Origin of the sequence: Nonomuraea sp. NPDC050404, assembly GCF_040655495.1 — a bacterium.
Classification (GTDB): Bacteria; Actinomycetota; Actinomycetes; order Streptosporangiales; family Streptosporangiaceae; genus Nonomuraea.
Genome location: NZ_JBFAKB010000014.1, coordinates 55,630 through 77,936 on the forward strand (window position 1 = coordinate 55,630; position 22,307 = coordinate 77,936).

Annotated in this window: 1 protein-coding gene; it reads right to left on the bottom strand. The window is 70.7% G+C overall.

The features are described from left to right. Nucleotides 1–34: 34 nt before the first annotated feature. Nucleotides 35–22,108: an SDR family NAD(P)-dependent oxidoreductase gene (locus AB0I81_RS34545; RefSeq protein ID WP_360665423.1), complete on the bottom strand. Its 22,074-nt coding sequence runs from the start codon at nt 22,106–22,108 to the stop codon at nt 35–37. Nucleotides 22,109–22,307: the final 199 nt, after the last annotated feature.

Genomic DNA, 22,307 nt, shown 5'->3' on the forward strand with positions numbered 1-22,307 from the left:
CGTACCTCCGAAGTGCTCCGAGGCGAGCCGGGGATCACAGGTCTTTCAGGTGACCCAGTTCGCTCTTGATAAGCCCGAGGATGTCCTCGGTACTCGCCGATTCGAGCATGTCGTCGACCGCGATTTCACTAGTTTCTGGGCCGGTCGGGCTCACCTTGGCCAGCAGCTGCCGGAGCCGGGTGGCGATGCCGTTCCTGGTGATCTCGTCGAAGGTGTCCTCGGCGAGCACGGTCTCGAACCGGTCGAGGTCGGCCAGCAACGACGGCTTCGCGGCTTCGGCGTCCCCGGGGGCGATCTCCGCGAGGAGGTGTTCGGCGAGGACGCTGGGGGTGGGGTAGTCGAAGACCAGGGTGGAGGGCAGGCGCAGCCCGGTGGCGGTGTTGAGGCGGTTGCGCAGTTCGATCGCGGTGAGGGAGTCGAAGCCCAGCTCGCGGAACTCCCGCCGTACCTCCACGGCCGTGGAGTCGGAGTGGCCGAGTACGGCGGCGGCCTGCGCGCGTACCACGTCGACCAGCATGCGGATGCGCTTGGCGTCGGGCAGGCCGGCCAGCCGCTGCGAGAGCGCCTCGCCGTCGCCGCCGGCGGCCTGCGAGGTGGCGGCCGTGCGGCGGCTGCCGCGCACCAGCCCGCGGAACAGCGGCGGGATCTGGTCCTGGGGCAGGGGCGGCGGATTCAGCCGTACGGGGATGACGAGCGGCGCGTCGGAGCCGATGGCGGCGTCGAACAGCGCCAGCCCCTGCTCGGTCGTGATCGGCGGCAGCCCGCTGGCCCTCATCCGCTGCAGGTCGGCCTGCGACATGCCCGCGCTCATGCCGGTGGCCTGCTCCCACAGGCCCCATGCCAGCGACAGCCCCGCCAGGCCCTGCGCCCGGCGGTGCGCCATCAGCGCGTCCAGCCAGGCGTTGGCCGCCGCGTAGTTGCCCTGGCCCCCGCCGCCCATCACTCCGGCCAGCGAGGAGAACACCACGAACCCGGCCAGATCCATGCCCCGGGTCAGCTCGTGCAGGTGCCAGGCGGCGTCCACCTTCGGCCGCAGCACCGACGCCAGCCGCTCCGGCGTCAACGACTGGATCGTCCCGTCGTCCAGCACACCCGCCGTGTGAATCACGGCTGTCAGCCCATGGACGCCTGCCAGCAGGCCGGCCACCTGATCCCGATCCGCCACATCACAGGCGGCGATCTCGACCTCCGCGCCGTGCGCGATCAGCTCGTCCCGCAACTCCACCGCGCCCGGGGCCTCCAGGCCCCTTCGGCTGGTGAGCAGCAGATGTCGCATTCCGTGCTCTGTCACCAGATGTCTGGCGACCTCCGCGCCCAGGCCACCGGTGCCACCCGTGATCAGTACCGTGCCGTCCGGGTCCCACTGGCGGGGCATGGTCAGTACGATCTTGCCCGTATGGCGGGCCCGGCTCATGAACCGGAACGCCTCCCGCGCACGGCGCACGTCCCACGCCGTAACCGGCAGCGGCCGCAACTCACCGGAGGCGAACAACTCCATCAACTCGGCCAGGATCTCGCGCAACCGCTCAGGCCCGGCATCCAGGACGTCGAACCAGCGATAGGTCAAGCCAGGGAACTGGTCCTGGTCACGAATGTCCAGCTTGCCCATCTCGATGAACCGGCCCCCCGGGCGCAACAGCCGCGCCGAGGCGTCGATGAACTCGCCCGTCAGCGAGTTCAGCACCACATCAATGCGCCGGCCGCGGAAACGCTCCTCAAAGTCCAGGTCCCGGGAGGAGGAGATGTGATCGTCCGGAATGCCCAGCGAACGCAACACCTCCCACTTGGCCGGGCTCGCCGTCGCGAACACCTCCACCCCGAGCCGCTGCGCAAGCTGGATCGCCGCCATGCCGGTCCCGCCCGTACCGGCATGGACCAGCAACGACTCGCCCGGCCGCAACCCGGCCAGGTCCATCAACCCGTAGTAGGTCGTCAGGAACGACACCGGGATCGTCGCCGCCTGCTCGAACGAGCAGCCCTCGGGGATCTTGGTCAGCGCACCCGCGCCCGTCACGACCACCGGACCGAAAGCACCATCGACGAGGCCGACCACCCGATCCCCCGGGCGCAGGTCCGTGACCCCCGGGCCGACCTCCAGCACCACTCCGGAAGCCTCGCCGCCCATCAGGCCGACCTTGTCCTGGAACCAGCCCAGCGCGTTCAAACCGTCCAGCAGGTCACGGAAGTTGACGCCCGCCGCGCGCACCGCGAGCCGCACCTGACCGGCCTCCAACGGCTCGGACGGGAACGGAAGCAACTCCAGCGCGTCCAGACTGCCCTTGGCCCGGCTGCCCAGCCGCCACGCCCCAGCGGCCGGAGGCACCAGCCCGGTTCCCGAAGCCAGCGACGCCAACCGTGCCACGCGCACCTCACCGCCACGGATCACCGCCTGCGGTTCGGCCGAGGCCAGCACCGGGGCCAGCATCGCCGGCGACAGGGGCCACCCGGCCGCATCGACATCGACCAGCACGAACCGGCCGGGGTTCTCCGACTGCGCCGACCGCACCAGGCCCCACGCCGCCGCGGCCGGCAGGTCCGTGATCACCTCGCCCTCCGCGACCGCGCCCCGGGTGACCACCACCAGCCGCGAACCCGCCAACCGCTCATCGGCCAGCCACCCTTGCAGCAGTTCCAGCACCGAAGCGGTCACCTCATGGGTACGCGCCACCACGTCCTGGGACGACCCGGCCGCCACCCCGGCCAGCACCACACCCGGAACCGGCCCCGCCGCCACCAACTCCGCCAGGTCCCGATACACCTCGACCGGCCCGGCGACCTCCGACTCCGCGAGACCGATCACCGCCACCGGCACCGGATCGACGGCGGGAACGTCGGAGAGCGCGGCCCACTCCAGCCGGAACAGCCCATCGCCCAGCATGGCCTGGCCGCCGCCCGCGAGCTGGTCGGCCGAGAACGGGCGCAACACGAGTGAGCGTGCCGACAACACCGGATCCCCGGCCGCGTCCACCGTCGTCAGCGACACGGAATCCTCGCCCGTCCTGGCCAAGCGCACGCGCAACACCGACGCGCCGCCCGCGTGCAGGCACACGCCGCCCCAGGAGAACGGCAACCGGCCGCCCTCCACCGGTTCGAGCCCGGCGAACGACACCGTGTGCAGCACCGCGTCCAGCAGGGCCGGGTGCATCCCGAACGCGTCCTGCTCCGCCTGTTCGGGCAGCGCGACCTCGGCGAACACCTCGCCGCCCGCGCCGAGCCAGGCCGCCCGCAGCCCTTGGAACACCGGGCCGTAGCCGAAGCCGCCCGCGGCCAGACTGTCGTACAGCCCGTCCAATTCGATCGCGGTCGCGTCCCGTGGTGGCCACACCGCCGTGTCGAACGACCCGGCGGCCGCGGCGCCCGTGCCCAGGGTGCCGGTCGCGTGCCGTACCCATGGTGTGTCCTCCGGCGCGTCCGCCGAACGTGCGTAAACGTTGAGGGTGCGGTGGCCCGACTCCTGCGCCGCCCCCACCCACACCTGCACCGCGATGGCATCGCGCTCACCGAGCGCGAGAGGCGCGGTCAGGGTCAGCTCCTCCACCACGTCGCAGCCGACCTGGTCACCGGCGCGGATCGCCAGCTCCAGGAACCCGGTGCCCGGGAAGATCACCGTGCCGGCCACCGCATGGTCGGCCAGCCACGGATGCGACCGCAGCGACAACCGTCCCGTCAGCAACGCCCCGTCCGAGTCGGCCAGGCCCACCGCCGCGCCCAGCAGCGGATGCCCCGCGACCGCCAATCCGGCCGCCGCCACATTCCCCACGTTGGAAGCCGGGCCTTTCGGCCAGAACCACTGGTGCTGGAAGGCGTACGTCGGCACGTCCACCCGGTGGGCGCCGGTGAACAGGGCCTGCCAGTTCACCGCCGTCCCGTGCACGTGCAACCGGGCGAGCGCCTCGATGGCGGCGGCCGGTTCGTCCCGGCCGTTGCGCAACATCGGGACCAGCAGCGCCTCCTGATCGTCCTGCGGCTCTGCGAGCGAGGCGAGGGTGTCGTCGGCCATGGCGGTCAGCACCCCGTCGGGTCCCAGCTCCAGATAGGCCCGCACACCCTGCTGATGCAGCGCGTGTACGCCGTCGGCGAAGCGGACCGTGCCGCGCACCTGGTCCACCCAGTAGTCCGGCGAGCACAACTGCTCGGCCGTCGCCTGCTTCCCGGTCAGGGTGGAGACGATCGGGATGTTCGGCGGCCTGTACGTGAGCGTCTCGGCGACCTTTCTGAAGTCCTCCAGCATCGGGTCCATCAGCGGCGAATGGAACGCGTGCGACACCCGCAACCGCCGCGTCTTCACCCCCAGCGCATCGGCCACCTCAAGAACGGCCTGCTCGACCCCGGAGATCACCACCGACTCCGGGCCGTTGACGGCCGCGATCGACACCTCGTTCTCCCGCCCGGCCAGCAGGGCGGCGACCTCCTCCTCGGCCGCCCGCACCGCCACCATCGCCCCGCCCGGCGGCAACGCCTGCATCAACCGGGCCCGGCCCGCCACCAGCGCACACGCATCGGCCAGCGACAACACGCCGGCCACGTGCGCCGCCGTGATCTCCCCGACGGAGTGCCCGGCCAGCACAGCCGGACGCACACCCCACGACTCGACCAGCCGGAACAGGGCCGTCTCCAGCGCGAACAACGCCGGCTGCGCCCAGCCGGTCTGATCCAACGCCTCCGAGTCGGAGAACAACACCTCCCGCAACGAACCGCCCAGCTCGGCGATCACCTCGTCCAGGGCGCGCGCGAACACGGGGAACCGGTCATACAGTTCCCGGCCCATCCCGGCCCGCTGGCTGCCCTGACCGGTGAACAACATGGCCAGCTTCGGCTCCGACCCGGCCACCCCGCGCACGACACCCGGCAGATCCTCGACCACCGCGCCCAGACCGGCGAGCGCGCTCTCGCGATCCCCGGCGATGACCACCGCGCGGTGCTCGAACGCCGACCGCGTGGTGGCCAGCGAGAACGCGACGTCGGTCAGCCTCGCGTCCGGCTCGTCGCTCAGGTGAGACGCCAGCCGTCCGGCCTGTACGCGCAGAGCCTGCTCGGTCCGGCCCGAGACCAGCACCGGAACCGGTGCCTGCTCCTGCGTAGCGTCCCTGGTTTCCGTGGGCTCCACCGCTTGTTCGATGATGACATGGGCGTTGGTGCCGCTGATCCCGAACGACGAAACGCCCGCCCGCCACGGCCGTCCGGTTTCCGGCCACTCCGCCGGTTCCGTGAGCAGCTCTATCGCGCCCGCAGACCAGTCCACGTGCGAGGACGGCTCGTCCACGTGCAGCGTCTTGGGCAGCACGCCGTGCCGCATGGCCTGCACCATCTTGATCACACCCGCGACACCCGCCGCCGCCTGGGTGTGGCCGATATTCGACTTGATCGACCCGAGCAGCAGCGGCCGATCGCGATGCTGACCGTAGGTGGCCAGCAGTGCCTGCGCCTCGATCGGGTCGCCCAGCGTCGTACCCGTGCCGTGGCCCTCCACCACGTCCACATCGGCGGGAGCCAGACCGGCGCTCGCCAGCGCCTGCCGGATCATCCGCTGCTGCGAAGGGCCGTTCGGCGCGGTCAGGCCGTTCGACGCGCCGTCCTGGTTCACCGCCGACCCGCGTACGATCGCCAGCACCTCATGCCCGTTGCGGCGCGCGTCCGACAGCCGCTCCAGCACCACCACTCCGACGCCCTCGGACCAGCTCACGCCGTCGGCCGCGTCGGAGTAGGACTTGCACCGGCCGTCGCCGGCCAGCCCGCCCTGCGCGCTGAAATCGATGAACGCGCCGGGTGTGGCCATCACGGTCACGCCGCCGGCCACCGCCAGCGAGCAGTCGCCGCCGCGCAGCGCCTGCGTGGCAAGATGCATCGCCACCAGCGACGACGAACACGCGGTGTCCACCGTCACGGCCGGGCCCTCCAGGCCCAGCGTGTAGGAGATCCGGCCGGACAACACGCTTCCCGCGGTGCCGGTGCCCATGAAGCTCATCACTTCCGGCGGGAACTCCAGGCGTCCCGATCGGTAGTCGTGGTGCATCACTCCGGCGAACACGCCGGTACGGCTGCCGCGCAGCGACACGGGGTCGATCCCGGACCGTTCGACCGCCTCCCACGACACCTCAAGCAACAACCGCTGCTGCGGATCCATCGCCAGCGCCTCACGCGGCGAGATCCCGAAGAACCTGGGATCGAACTCGCCCGCCTCGTGCAGGAAACCGCCCTCGCGCACGTAGCTGGTGCCCCGGTTCTCCCGGTCCGGGTTGAACAGCGCCCCCAGGTCCCAGCCCCGATTCGTCGGGAACCCGCTGATCCCGTCCACGCCGTCGGTCACCAGCCGCCACAGGTCATCGGCGGAGTTCACCCCACCCGGGTAGCGGCACGCCATGCCCACGATCACCACCGGGTCATCGGCCACCGGCGGCAGCAGCGCGGGCGGGGCCGTGTCCACGGTCTCCGTCCGCGTGCCCATCAGCTCGCCGAGCAGGTGTTCGGTCAGCACGGCCGGCGTCGGGTAGTCGAACACCAGCGTTGCCGACAGGCGCAGGCCCGTCGCGGTGTTCAGCCGGTTACGCAGCTCGACCGCGGTGAGGCTGTCGAAGCCCAGGTCACGGAACTCGCGCCGGACCTCCACCGCGTCCGGCGTGGCATGTCCCAGCACCAGGGCCATCTCGGTCCGTACCACGTCCAGCATGACCTCGACGCGTTCGGCCGCGTTCAGCGGGGCCAGTCGCTGCGGCAGCTTGCTCCGCACCCGCGCGGCGGCGGCCGTCGAGCGGCGCACGGCCGGAACCAGCCCGGTCAGCATGGGCGGCAGCTCCGCGTGCGCCCGCAGCGCGGGCAGGTTCAGCCGGACCGGGGCGACCGCCGGCGCACTGGACGCGAGAGCCGCGTCGAACAACGCCATGCCCTGTACGGGCGAGATCGGCAGCAGGCCACCCATGTTCCACCGCTGCACGTCCACCTGCGACAACCGGCTGGTCATCCCGGCGTCCTGCGACCACGGGCCCCATGCCAGCGACACCGCGGGCAGTCCCGCGGCCCTGCGGTGCTGGACCAGCGCGTCCAGGAACGCGTTGGCCGCCGCGTAGTTGCCCTGGCCCGGCCCGCCGAACGTGCCCGCCACCGAGGAGAACACGGCGAACTCGGCCAGATCGGCGTCACGGGTGAGGTCGTGCAGGTGCCAGGCGGCATCGACCTTGGGACGCAGGACCGCGCCCAGACGCTCGGGGGTCAGCGAGGAGATCGTCCCGTCGTCCAGCGCGCCCGCCAGGTGGATCACCGCAATCAGCGGGTGCCCGGCCTCGACCCGCGCCAGCAGCGCCGCCACCTCGTCCCGGTCGGCCAGGTCACACGCGACGACGCTCACCTGCGCGCCGCTCTCCGCCAGGTCCGCCCGCAGCTCCGCCGCGCCGGGAGCGTCCGGGCCGCGGCGGCTCGCCAGCAGCAGGTGCCTGATGCCGTGCTCGGCCACCAGATGCCTGGCCAGCATGCCGCCCAGGCCGCCGGTGCCGCCGGTGATCAGCACCGTGCCGTTCCGGTTCCATTCCGGGGCGGTGTGCTCCTCCTGGACCAGCCGGGCCAGACGGGGTACCCGTGCCTCGTAGTCGCGCACCGCCACCTGCTGTTCGCCGCAGGCCAGCACGACGGGCAGCGCGGACAGGGCCGTCTCCTGCTCCTCGACGTCGGCCAGCAGGAAGCGGCCCGGGTTCTCCGCCTCGGCACTGCGGACGAGTCCCCAGACGGTGGCCGCGGCCGGGTTCCGCACGGTCTCGCCGGGGCCGGTGGCGACGGCGCCGCGGGTGACGAACACCAGGCGCGAGTCGTCGAACCGCTCATCGGCGAGCCACTGCTGCAACAGGCTCAGGACGCGGGTGGCCACCTCGTGCGCTGCCCCCACCACATCGGCGGAGCCGGACACGCCCACATCGGCGGGGCCGGGCACATCGGCGGGGCCGGGCACGTCTGCGGGGCCGGGCACGTCGATCTCGACGGTCACCAGTTCGGGTGCCCTGCCGAGCGGCAGCTCCAGCGAATCGAGGTCGCCCGTGAGCTCGGCCACCTCCAGCCCGATCACCGCGTCCACCGGGGAGACCGTCATCGGCACCGTGATCCAGTCGAGCTGGAACAACGAGTCCCGCTCCACGCCACGGTCGGGCGAGGCCGCGGCGAGTTGGTCGGCCGCGACGGCACGCAGGACCAGCGAGCGCGCCGACAACACCGGCGCCCCGTCGGGATCCACGGCGCTCAGCGACACGGCGTCCGTACCGGCCCTGGCCAGGCGAACCCGCAACGTGGACGCGCCTGCGGCGTGGAGGCGCACCGCACTCCAGGAGAACGGCAACCTGCCGCCACCCGCCGACTCCAGGCCGACGAACGGCACCGAGTGCAACGCGGAGTCGAGCAGCGCAGGATGCATGGTGAACAGGGCGGCGTCGGCTACCTGGTCCGACAGGGCGACCTCGGCGAACACCTCGCCGCCCGTACCTTGCCAGGCCGCCCGCAGCCCCTGGAACACCGGGCCGTAACCGAGCCCTCCCTCGGCGAGCCGGTCGTAGAGCCCGTCCAGCTCGATCTCGGTCGCGCCCTGCGGCGGCCACACCGCGGCGTCGAATCCGGCGCCTTCCCCAGCGGAGGAGTCTGTCGCCATCAGCACGCCGGTGGCGTGCCGGGTCCATGGTGTGTGGTCCTCGGCTTCGGCCAGGCGGGCGTGAATGCCGAGCGTACGCCTTCCCGACTCGTCCCGGGCTCCTACCGACACCTGCACCGCGACCGCGTCATCCGCACCCAGCACCAGCGGCGCCGCCAGTGTCAGCTCCTCGACCAGGCCGCAGCCGACCTGGTCCCCGGCCCGGATCGCCAGCTCAAGGAAACCGGTGCCGGGGAACAGCACCATCCCGCCCACGACGTGATCGGCCAGCCAGGGATGCGACTGCACGGACAAGCGGCCGGTCAGCAGCGCGCCGTCGGACTCCGCGAAATGCACGGCGGCGCTCAGCAGCGGATGCCCCGCCGCGGCCAGACCCAGGGCGCGGGCATCGCCGGTCCGCTTGCCGGTCGGCCAGAACGGCTGACGCTGGAAGGCGTAGGTCGGCAGCTCCACCCGGCGCGCGCCGGGGAACACCGCCCCCCAGTCGAGCGGCACCCCATGCACATGCAACTCGGCCAGCGCGGTCGTAATCGCCGTCTGCTCGTCGCGGCCCTTTCGCAACGCCGGCACCACATCCACGGTGTCGGCGGCCATCGCGGTCAGCACCCCGTCAGGACCCAGCTCCAGGTACGCCCCCACGCCCTGACTTTGGAGAGTGCGAATGGCGTCGGCGAACCGAACCGTGCCCCGCACCTGCTCCACCCAATACTCCGGCGTGCACAGCTGCTCGGCTGTCTCCCCGATCAGGGTGGACACGATCGGGATGCGCGGTTCGTTGAAGGTCAACGTCTCGGCCACGGCGCGGAAGTCTTCCAGCATCGGGTCCATCAACGGCGAATGGAACGCATGCGACACCCGCAACCGCCGCGTCTTCACCCCACGCTGCTCAAGAACGGCAGCCAGCTTGAGCACCGCCTGCTCTTCCCCGGAGATCACCGTGGAGGCCGGACCATTCACCGCCGCCACCGACACCCCAGCCTGACGCCCGGTCGACAGGCCAACACCTCCATCGGCCAGCAGGGCGGTGATGTCCTCCTCGGCGGCCTGCACCGCCACCATCGCCCCGCCCACCGGCAACGCCTGCATCAACCGCGCTCGCGCCGCGACCAGAGCGCATGCGTCCTTAAGGGACAGCACTCCGGCCACATGCGCGGCGGTGATCTCCCCGATCGAATGACCGGCCAGCACCTCAGGTCGCACGCCCCAGGACTCGACGAGCCGGAACAGGGCCGTCTCCAGCGCGAACAACGCCGGCTGCGCCCACCCCGTCTGATCCAACACCTCCGCCTCGGCCGCGCCAGGCTCGGCGAAGAGCACCTCACGCAGCGACCCCTCCAGCAACGGATCCAGCGCGACGATCACCTCATCCAACGCCGCCGCGAACACCGGGAACCGGGCATACAGTTCCCGGCCCATCCCCGTCCGCTGACTGCCCTGACCGGTGAACAGCATGGCCAGCTTCGGCTCCGACCCGGCCACCCCGCGCACCACACCCGGCAGATCCTCGGCCACCGCGCCCAGACCGGCGAGCGCACTCTCACGATCCCCGGCGATGACCACCGCGCGGTGCTCGAACGACGACCGGGTCGTGGCCAGCGAGAACGCGACGTCGGCCAACCCCAGATCGGGCTCGCCGGTCAGGTAGGACGCCAGTTGCCCGGCCTGCTCCTGCAGCGCCTGCTCGGTCCGGCCCGAGACCAGCACCGGAACCACACCCGCGATCGGCGGAGCCTCCGGCGCTTGCGCGGCCTCCTCGGCCGCTTGCTCGATGATCACGTGCGCGTTGGTTCCGCTGATCCCGAACGACGACACGCCCGCCCGCCACGGCCGACCGGATTCCGGCCACTCCACCGGCTCCGTGAGCAGCTCAATCGCACCCGCCGACCAGTCCACGTGCGACGACGGCGCATCCACGTGCAACGTCTTGGGCAGCACGCCGTGGCGCATCGCCTGCACCATCTTGATCACACCCGCCACACCGGCAGCCGCCTGGGTATGGCCGATGTTCGACTTGATCGACCCCAACAACAAGGGCCGATCACGATCCTGACCATAGGTCGCCAGCAACGCCTGCGCCTCGATCGGGTCACCCAGCGTCGTCCCCGTGCCGTGCGCCTCGACCGCATCCACCTCGGCCGGGGACAGACCGGCGCTGGCCAGCGCTTGGCGGATCACTCTCTGCTGTGACGGGCCGTTCGGCGCGGTCAGGCCGTTGGACGCACCGTCCTGATTGACCGCCGACCCCCGCACGACCGCCAGCACCTGGTGGCCGTTGCGGCGGGCGTCCGACAGCCGCTCCAGGACCACCACACCGACGCCCTCACCCCAGCTCGTGCCATCCGCCCCATCCGCGAACGCCTTACACCGCCCATCAGCAGCCAACCCACCCTGCGTACTGAAATCGATGAATGCCCCTGGTGAGGCCATCACCGTCACCCCACCAGCCAACGCCAGCGAACACTCACCGGACCGCAACGCTTGGGCCGCCAAGTGAATCGTCACCAAGGACGACGAACACGCCGTATCCACCGTCATCGCCGGACCTTCAAGGCCCAGCACGTAGGAGATCCGGCCCGACAACACGCTGCCCGCGTTGCCGGTTCCGAAGAAGCTCATCGCGTCCAGCGGGAGCTCCACGGTCGAGGCGTAGTCGTGATAGCTGATTCCGGCGAACACGCCAGTGCGACTGCCACGCATGGAGAGTGGGTCGATCCCGGCCCGCTCGATCGCCTCCCACGACGTCTCCAGCAACAACCGCTGCTGCGGGTCCATAGCCAGCGCCTCACGCGGCGAGATCCCGAAGAACCCGGGATCGAACTCCCCCGCCTCATGCAAGAAGCCGCCCTCACGCACATAGCTCGTGCCCCGGCTCTCCCGATCCGGGCTGTAGAGGGTCCCCAGGTCCCAGCCCCGATTCGTCGGGAACCCGCTGATCCCATCCCCGCCCTCGGCCACCAGTCGCCACAGGTCATCGGCGGAGTTCACCCCACCCGGATAGCGGCACGCCATCGACACAATGGCGATCGGATCGTCCACGACCGAGGTGAAAATGGTCGGGCTGATCACGTCAGTGTGCTTGCCGAGCAACTCGTCCAGGAGGAAGTCCGCAAGGACCACCGGCGTCGGGTAGTCGAACACCAGCGTCGCCGGCAACCGCAACCCCATCGTCGTGCTCAGCCGGTTACGCAACTCCACCGCAGTGAGCGAGTCGAAGCCCAGCTCACGGAACTCCCGCCGTACCTCCACCGACTCCGGTGAGGCATGTCCCAGCACCACTGCGGCCTGCGCGCGTACCAGCTCCAGGATCTGCCGAACCTGGTCGGCCCGGCCGATCCCGGCCAGCCGCCGTACCAGCTCCGAATCTCCACCGGCCGAAGCCGCCGCCCGGCGGCCGCCTCGCACCAACCCGCGCAACAGATGCGGCACCCAGCCCTGCGCCCGCACCGCCGCCACATCGAACCGCGCCGCCACCACCACCGGCCGGTCCACCCCGGGAGCCGCGTCGAACAACGCCAACCCTTGCTCAGCCGACAACGGCACCAGGCCCGCCCGCGCCATCCTGCGCATGTCCGCCTGACCCAGCGCGCCCGTCATCCCCACGCCTTGCGCCCACGCACCCCACACCAGCGACAAACCGCCCAGACCCAGCGCACGCCGATGCTCAGCCAGCCCATCCAGGAACGCGTTCGCCGCCGCGTAATTGCCCTGCCCCGCACCACCGAACGTCCCCGCCACTGACGAGAACAACACCAGATCCACATCCCGGGCCAGCTCATGCAAATGCCACGCCGCATCCATCTTCGGCCGCAACACCGCACCCAACTGCTCTGCGGTCAAAGACGCGATCGTCCCGTCATCCAGCACGCCCGCCGCATGAACCACCGCCGTCAACGGATGATCGACACCCACCCCGGCCAGCAGACCCGCCACCTGATCACGATCGGACACGTCACAAGCGGCGATCTCCACCGCAACCCCATGCGCGATCAACTCGGCCCGCAACTCCACCGCACCCGGAGCCTCCGGGCCCCGCCGGCTGGTCAGCAGCAGGTGCCTGATGCCGTGCTCGGCCACCACATGCCGCGCCAACAACGCGCCCAGACCACCCGTCCCACCCGTGATCAGGACCGTCCCCTCCGGATCCCACCGACGCTCGCCACCGTCAGACCCGGCCGCCACCCGCGCCAACCGAGGAACCAGCACCTCACCCCCGCGCACCGCCATCTGCGGCTCACCAGAGGCCAACACCTCGCCCAACAGCCCAGCCGAGACCTCATCGACATCCACCAGCACAAACCGGCCCGGATTCTCCGACTGCGCCGACCGCACCAAACCCCACACCGCCGCACCCGCCAGATCGGCAACCACCCCACCATCTCCGACATCCCGGGCGACCACCCCATCACCCGCCGCCACCGCGCCCCGAGTCACCACCACCAGCCGCGACTCACCGAACCGGTCGTCGGCCAACCACCCCTGCAACAGACCCAAAGCCCGCGCGGTCAGCTCATGAACCGACCCCACCGTCTCGCCCACTGGATCCGATACGAACTCGGCCACGACAACACCCGGCACCGGACCCACCAGGGCCGAAATATCCGCATAAACCGGAACCGACCCATCACCAACACCCAGGACGTCCCGACCAACCACCGCCACCGACGACACCTCGACCGCCGAAAGCCCCGTCAGCGGCGTCCACTCCACGCCGAACAACGGATCCCGCCCGGCCCCGGAGGCGACCGCGAACTCATCGGCCGAGAACGGCCGCAACACCAGCGACCGCGCCGAGAACACCATCTCCCCGACCGCGTCCACCGCACTCACGGAAACCGAATCATCACCCGACCGGACCAACCGCACCCGCAGCAACGAAGCCCCACCCGCATGCAGGCACACCCCACCCCACGACAACGGCAGCACCGCGCCCTCGAACCCGGCCAGCGGCAGCACATGCGACACCGCATCCAGCAGCGCCGGATGGATTCCGAACAGGCCCGCGTCAGCCACCTGCTCCGGCAGCACGACCTCCGCGAACACCTCCCCCTCCAGGCCACGCCACGCCGCCCGCACCCCCTGAAACACCGGCCCGTAATTCAGCCCGTCCTCGGCGAATTGCTCGTACAACCCATCCAGCTCGATCGCCGACGCACCCTGCGGCGGCCACACCACCGCGTCGAACGGCGCAACAGCCGCGCCACCGGACACCAGCACACCGGTCGCATGCTCGACCCACAGCTCATCTTCAGCCGCCTCCGCCGACCGCGCGTACACGCTGAGCTCACGACGGCCCGACTCCGCCGCAGCACCCACCCTCACCTGCACCGCAACCGCATCGTCCGCGCCCAGCACCAACGGCGCGACCACCGTCAATTGCTCCACCACGTCACAGCCGACCTGGTCCCCCGCGCGGACGGCGAGCTCCACGAACGCCGTACCCGGAACCACGACCGTATCCGCCACCGCGTGGTCGGCCAGCCACGGATGCGATCGCAGCGACAACCGGCCCGTCAGCAGCACTCCCTCGGAGCCGGCCAGCTTCACGGCCGCACCCAGCAGTGGATGCCCCGCGACCGCCAACCCCGCCGCCGCCACATTCCCCGCGCGCTCACCAGCGCCTTGGGGCCAGTACCACTGGTGCTGGAAGGCATACGTGGGCAGCCCCACCCGACGAGCCCCGGGGAACACCGCCGCCCAATCAAGCGGCACTCCCCGCACGTGCAACTCGGCCAGCGCCGACATGATCGCGAACTCCTCGTCGCGATCCTTTCGCAACACCGGCACCACATCCACGGTGTCGGCGGCCATCGCGGTCAACACCCCATCAGGGCCCAGTTCCAGGTACGCCCCCACGCCCTGATCTTGGAGAGTGCGGATGGCGTCGGAGAAGCGGACCGCGCCACGCACCTGCTCCACCCAATACTCCGGCGAGCACACCTGCTCGGCTGTCTCCCCGGTCAAAGTGGACACAATCGGGATGCTTGGAGAGTTGTAGGTAAGCGTCTCGGCTACGGCGCGGAAGTCTTCCAGCATCGGGTCCATCAACGGCGAATGGAACGCATGCGACACCCGCAACCGCCGCGTCTTCACCCCACGCTGCTCAAAGACGGCAGCCAGCTTCAGCACCGCCTGCTCTTCCCCGGAAATCACCGTGGAGGCCGGACCATTCACCGCCGCCACCGACACTTCACCCTGACGCCCGGCTGGCCAGGCACCTTCCTCGGCCAACAGCGCGGCGACGTCCTCCTCAGCCAGCAGGGCGATGATGTCCTCCTCGGCGGCCTGCACCGCCACCATCGCCCCGCCCTCAGGAAGCGCCTGCATCAACCGGGCCCGCGCCGCCACCAGAACGCACGCGTCTTTAAGCGACAGCACCCCGGCCACGTGCGCGGCGGTGATCTCCCCGATCGAATGGCCGGCCAGCACCTCCGGACGCGCACCCCACGACTCGACGAGCCGGAACAGGGCCGTCTCCACCGCGAACAACGCCGGCTGCGCCCACCCCGTCAGATCCAACACCTCCGCCTCAGCTGTCCCAGGCTCGGCGAAGAGCACCTCGCGCAGCGACCCGTCAAGCAGCGGGTCCAGCTCCGCGATCACCTCATCCAGAGCCTCGGCGAACACCGGGAACTGGTCATACAGTTCCCGGCCCATCCCGGTCCGCTGACTCCCCTGACCGCTGAACAGCATGGCCAGCTTCGGCTCCGACCCAGCCACTCCACGCACCACACCCGCCCTCGGCAGGTCCTCGGCCACCGCACCCAGACCAGCCAGCACACCCTCGCAGTCGCCCGCCAGCACTACCGCCCGATGCTCGAACGCCGACCGGGTCGTGGCCAGCGAGAACGCGACGTCAGCCAACCCCGGCTCGGTGCTCAGGTGAGACGCCAACCGCTCGGCCTGCACCCGCAGCGCCTGCTCGGTCCGACCCGAGACCAGCACCGGAACCACACCCGCGATCGGCGGAGCCTCCGGCGCTTGCGCGGCCTCCTCGGCCGCTTGCTCGATGATCACGTGCGCGTTGGTTCCGCTGATCCCGAACGACGACACACCAGCCCGCCACGGCCGACCGACCTCCGGCCACTCCACCGGCTCCGTGAGCAGCTCAATCGCACCCAAGGCCCAATCCACGTGCGACGACGGCGCATCCACGTGCAACGTCGCGGGCAGCACGCCGTGCCGCATCGCCTGCACCATCTTGATCACACCCGCCACACCGGCAGCCGCCTGGGTATGGCCGATGTTCGACTTGATCGACCCCAACAACAAGGGCCGATCACGATCCTGACCATAGGTCGCCAGCAACGCCTGCGCCTCGATCGGGTCACCCAGCGTCGTCCCCGTGCCGTGCGCCTCGACCGCATCCACCTCGGCCGGGGACAGACCGGCGCTGGCCAGCGCCTGACGGATCACCCGCTGCTGCGAAGGGCCGTTCGGCGCGGTCAGACCGTTGGACGCACCGTCCTGATTGACCGCCGACCCCCGCACGACCGCCAGCACCTGGTGACCGTTGCGGCGCGCATCCGACAACCGCTCCAGCACCACCACACCGACGCCCTCACCCCAACTCGTGCCATCCGCCCCATCCGCGAACGCCTTACACCGCCCATCAGCAGCCAACCCACCCTGCGTACTGAAATCGATGAATGCCCCTGGTGAGGCCATCACCGTCACCCCACCAGCCAACGCCAGCGAACACTCACCCGACCGCAACGCCTGCGCCGCCAAATGAATCGTCACCAAAGACGACGAACACGCCGTATCCACCGTCATCGCCGGACCTTCAAGGCCCAGCACATACGAGACCCGGCCCGACAACACGCTGCCCGCGTTACCCGTCCCGAAGAAGCCCATCACATCCGGCGGGAAGTCCACGCTGGAGGCGTAGTCGTGATAGCTGACCCCCGCGAACACACCCGTGTGGCTTCCACGAAGCGCGACCGGATCTATACCTGTCCGCTCGACCGCCTCCCACGACACCTCCAGCAGCAACCGCTGCTGCGGATCCATCGCCAGCGCCTCACGCGGCGAGATCCCGAAGAACCCGGGATCGAACTCCCCCGCCTCATGCAAGAAGCCGCCCTCACGCACATAACTCGTGCCCCGGCTCTCCCGATCCGGGCTGTAGAGAGCCCCCAGATCCCAGCCCCGATTCGTCGGGAACCCGCTGATCCCATCCCCGCCCTCAGTCACCAGCCGCCACAGGTCATCGGCGGAGTTCACCCCACCCGGATAGCGGCACGCCATTCCCACGATCACCACCGGGTCGTCCGCCACCGGCATCACCCCGGCGGGAACCACCACACCGGCCTGCTCACCCAGCAACTCGCCCAGCAGGAACTCCGCCAGCACCACCGGCGTCGGATAGTCGAACACCAGCGTCGCCGGCAACCGCAACCCCGTCGCCGCGTTCAGCCGGTTACGCAACTCCACCGCAGTCAGCGAGTCGAAGCCCAGCTCACGGAACTCCCGCCGCACCTCCACCGACTCCGGTGAGGCATGCCCCAGCACCACTGCGGCCTGCGCACGTACCAACTCCACAACCAGCCGGAGCCGGTCGGCCCCACCCACCCCGGCCAGCCGCCCCACCAGCTCGGCATCTGCGCCGGCGGAAACCGCCGACCGGCGAACCCCCCGTACCAGCCCGCGCAGCAGATGCGGCACCCAGCCCTGCGCCCGCACCGCCGCCACATCGAACCGTGCGGTCACCACCACCGCACGCCCGGCACCGGCCGCCGCCTCGAACAACGACAACCCCTGCTCGGCCGACAACGGCACCAAGCCCGCCCGCGCCATCCTGCGCATGTCCGCCTGACCCAGCGCGCCCGTCATCCCCACGCCTTGCGCCCACGCACCCCACACCAGCGACAAACCGCCCAGACCCAGCGCCCGCCGATGCTCAGCCAGCCCATCCAGGAACGCGTTCGCCGCCGCGTAATTACCCTGCCCCGCACCACCAAACGTCCCCGCCACCGACGAGAACAACACCAGATCCACATCCCGGGCCAGCTCATGCAGATACCAGGCCGCATCCACCTTCGGCCGCAACACCGCACCCAGCTGCTCCGCCGACAACGACGCGATCGTCCCGTCATCCAGCACGCCCGCCGCATGAACCACCGCCGTCAACGGATGCCCAGGATCCACCAGCCCCAGCAGACCGGCCACCTGATCACGATCGGACACGTCACAGGCGGCGATCTCCACCTCCGCGCCGAGCGCGATCAACTCCTCCCGCAACTCCACCGCACCCGGAGCATCCAAACCCCGCCGACTGCTCAACAGCAGACGCCGCACCCCACGCTCAGCCACCACATGCCGTGCCACCAACGCACCCAGACCACCAGTCCCACCCGTGATCAGGACCGTCCCCTCCGGATCCCACGGACGCTCGCCACCGTCAGACCCGGCCGCCACCCGCGCCAACCTCGGCACCCACACCTGACCGCCACGGATCGCCGCCTGCGGCTCGCCCGATGCCAGCACCCCAGCCAGCAACGGCTCCTGTCCATCCGCCTCGACGTCCACCAGGACGAACCGGCCCGGATTCTCCGACTGCGCCGACCGCACCAGACCCCACACCGCCGCACCCGCCAGGTCGCCCGACGCCATCGCCCCTCGGGTGACCACCACCAGACGCGACTCACCGAACCGGTCGTCGGCCAGCCACGCCTGCAACAGACCCAGGACCCGGGCGGTCAGCTCATGAGCCGACTCCACCACCCCATGCGCCGGGTCCGAGGCCACCTCGGCGACCACCACACCCGGTCCCTCCACCAAGGACGTCAGATCCGCAGCAACGCCCAGGAAGTCATGGCCAAGCACCGCCACCGGTACCGGCTCGGCAGTCGGAAGTTCCGCCAGCGGCGTCCACTCCACCCCGAACAACTCATCCCGCCGACCACCGGCGGCAGCGAGCTCATCGGCTGAGTAGGGCCGCAATCCCAGCGACCCCGCCGAGAACACCATCTCCCCGGCCGCGTCCACCGCACTCACGGAAACCGAATCATCACCCGACCGGACCAATCGCACCCGCAGCAACGAAGCCCCACCAGCGTGCAGGCACACCTCACCCCATGAGAATGGCAACAACCCGCCCTCGACACCGGCAAGCGACGCCACCTGCAATGCCGCGTCCAGCAGCGCAGGATGCAGCCCGAAACCGGCCCCCGGGACCTGCTCCGGCAGGGCGACCTCGGCGAACACCGCACCATCGGCGCCCCGCCACGCCGCCCGCAGCCCCTGGAACACCGGCCCGTAGCTCAGCCCGCTCTCGGCGAACCGCTCGTACAACCCATCCAGCTCGATCGCGGACGCACCCCGGGGCGGCCAGGTCGTCGTGTCGAACGGCGCGACGGCCCGGTCACCGGCGGCCAGTACACCGGTCGCGTGCTCGACCCACGGCTCGTCATCGGCGGCCTCGGCCGGTCGGGCGTAGATGCTCACGTCGCGACGGCCGGACGGCCCTGCCGCCCCCACCCACACCTGCACCGCGACCGCGTCATCCGCGCGCAGCACCAGCGGCGCGGCCAGCGTCAGCTCCTTGACCACATCGAGCCCGACCTGATCCGCCGCACGCACGGCCAGTTCGACGTACGCCGCGCCCGGCACCACCGCCGAACCCAGCACCGCGTAGTCGGCCAGCCACGGATGCGACCGCAGCGACAACCGGCCCGTGAGCAACACTCCCTCGGAGCCGGCCAGCCCGACCGCCGCACCCAGCAGCGGGTGCCCGGCCGCGGTCAGTCCCGCGGCCACCACATTCCCGACCCGCGCGCCGGCACCGTCGGGCCAGTAGCGCTGACGCTGGAAGGCGTACGTCGGCAACTCCACCGGGCGGCCATCCGGAATCACCGCCGACCAGTCCACCGCCACCCCGCGCACATGCACTTCGGCCAGCGCGGACATGATCGCCGACTCTTCGTCGCGATCCTTCCGCAGCGCCGGCACCACATCCACGGTGTCGGCGGCCATGGCGGTCAGCACCCCGTCAGGACCCAGCTCCAGGTACGCCCGCACACCCTGCTCATGCAACGCACGAACACCATCGGCGAACCGGACCGTGCCCCGCACCTGGTCCACCCAGTAGTCCGGCGAGCCCAGCGTGGCCGCTTTCCCGGTCAGGGTGGACACGATCGGGATGCGCGGTGGGTTGTAGGTGAGTGTCGCGGCGATCGCGCGGAAGTCTTCCAGCATCGGGTCCATCAACGGCGAATGGAACGCATGCGACACCCGCAACCGCCGCGTCTTCACCCCACGCTGCTCAAGGACGGCAGCCAGCTTCAGCACCGCCTGCTCTTCCCCGGAGATCACCGTGGAAGCAGGGCCATTCACCGCCGCGACCGACACCTCACCCTGACGCCCGACACCCTCCTCGGCCAGTAGGGCGGTGACTTCCTCCTCGGCGACCTGCACCGCCACCATCGCCCCACCCGCAGGAAGCGCCTGCATCAACCGCGCCCGAGCGGCCACCAACGCACACGCGTCGGCCAGCGACAACACCCCAGCCACATGCGCCGCCGTGATCTCCCCGACCGAATGACCGGCCAGCGCGTCCGGACGTACACCCCAAGAAGACACCAGCCGGAACAGCGCCGTCTCCACCGCGAACAACGCCGGCTGCGCCCACCCCGTCTGATCCAACGCCTCCGAATCGGAGAACAAAACCTCCCGAAGCGACCCCTCCAACAACGGATCCAGCTCCGCAATCACCTCGTCCAACGCCGCCGCGAACACCGGGAACCGGTCATACAACTCCCGCCCCATCCCGGCCCGCTGACTACCCTGACCCGTGAACAGGAACGCGACCTTGCCCCGCGCCCCGCTCTCCCCCAGCACGACCCCCGCAGCCGCCCGCCCCTCGGCCAACGCCCGCAGCCCGGCCACCACCTCATCGCGGTCACCGCCCGCCACAGCCGCCCGGTGCTCGAACGTGGACCGGCTGGTGACCAGGGAGAAGGCCAGGTCGGCCAGGTTCAGAGCGGGGTCGGCCTCGATGCGCGAGGCCAGCCGCCCGGCCTGCGCCCGCAACGCCTCAGCCGTACGACCGGACACCAGCACCGGCGGGGCACCCGCGACCGGTGAGCCCGCGACCGGCGCACTCTCCGGAGCCTGTTCGATGATCACGTGGGCGTTGGTGCCGCTCAGCCCGAACGACGACACACCGGCCCGCCAGGGCCGCTCCACCGCAGGCCAAGACCGGGCCTCGGTCAGCAGCTCAACCGCGCCCGCCGACCAGTCCACATGCGAGGACGGCGCGTCCACGTGCAACGTCGCGGGCAACAGCCCATGCCGCATCGCCAGCACCATCTTCATCACACCGGCCACACCGGCGGCCGCCTGAGTGTGCCCGATGTTCGACTTGATCGATCCGAGCAGCAGCGGCCGATCCCGATCCTGCCCATAGGTAGCCAGCAACGCCTGAGCCTCGATCGGGTCGCCCAGCGTCGTACCGGTGCCGTGTCCCTCCACCACGTCCACATCAGCGGGAGCCAACCCGGCGCTGCCCAGCGCCTGCCGGATCACCCGCTGCTGCGACGGGCCGTTCGGCGCGGTGAAGCCGTTCGACGCGCCGTCCTGATTCACCGCGGACCCGCGCAACACCGCCAGCACCCGATGCCCGTTGCGCTGCGCGTCCGACAGCCGCTCCAGCACCAGCATGCCGACGCCTTCGGCCCAGCCCGTGCCGTCCGCCGCGTCGGCGAACGCCTTGCACCGCCCGTCGGCGGCCAGCCCGCCCTGGCGGGAGAACTCCACGAACGCGCCGGGGGTGGACATCACGGTCACCCCGCCGGCCAGCGCCAGCGAACACTCACCGCCGCGCAGCGCCTGCGCCGCCAGGTGCAGCGCGACCAGCGACGACGAGCACGCGGTGTCGACCGTGACCGCAGGCCCCTCCAGGCCCAGGGTGTAGGAGAGCCGGCCGGAGGCCGCGCCCGCGCCCATGCCGGTCCCGAGGTTGCCCTGCAGGTCGGCCAGCGAGTTCACCATCAGGTAGGAGTAGTCCTGGCCGCTCATCCCGACGAAGACGCCGGTACGGCTGCCGCGCAACCGGGTCGCGTCGATGCCGGCCCGTTCGACGGCCTCCCACGAGACCTCCAGCAACAACCGCTGCTGCGGATCCATCGCCAGCGCCTCACGCGGCGAGATCCCGAAGAAGCCGGGGTCGAAGTCCGCGACGTCCCGTACGAAGGCTCCCTTGTCGGTGGCGCTGCGCGGCTCTCCGTCCGGGCCGCGGTCCGACAACATGCCGAGATCCCAGTCGCGGTCGGACGGGAAGCCCGAGGTGGCGTCGCCGCCCGCGGCGAGCAGCCGCCACAACTCCTCGGGGGAGGACACGCCGCCGGGGAAGCGGCAGCTCATCGCCACGATGGCGATCGGCTCGGTGGTGACGGCGACCAGTTTCTGGTACTGACGCCGTAGCCTGTCGGCCTCCTTCATGGAGGTCCGGAGCGCCTGTACGACCTGCTCACCGGGCGTATCCATCACAGCCTCCGTACATCGGGCGAGGTCGGGAGGCGTTCGGCCGGCGTCACCGGTACCAGGACACCCGCCGCCGCCCGCCACGTCGATCGCGTCAGTCCATCGGTGAAGTTAGGCCGACGGAGACTCGGCAAACGCCTAGTCTTTGGCCGGCGAGCCGCCTGGCGGGCCGCCTTACCGGGCCCGGTGAAGACTAGTGATC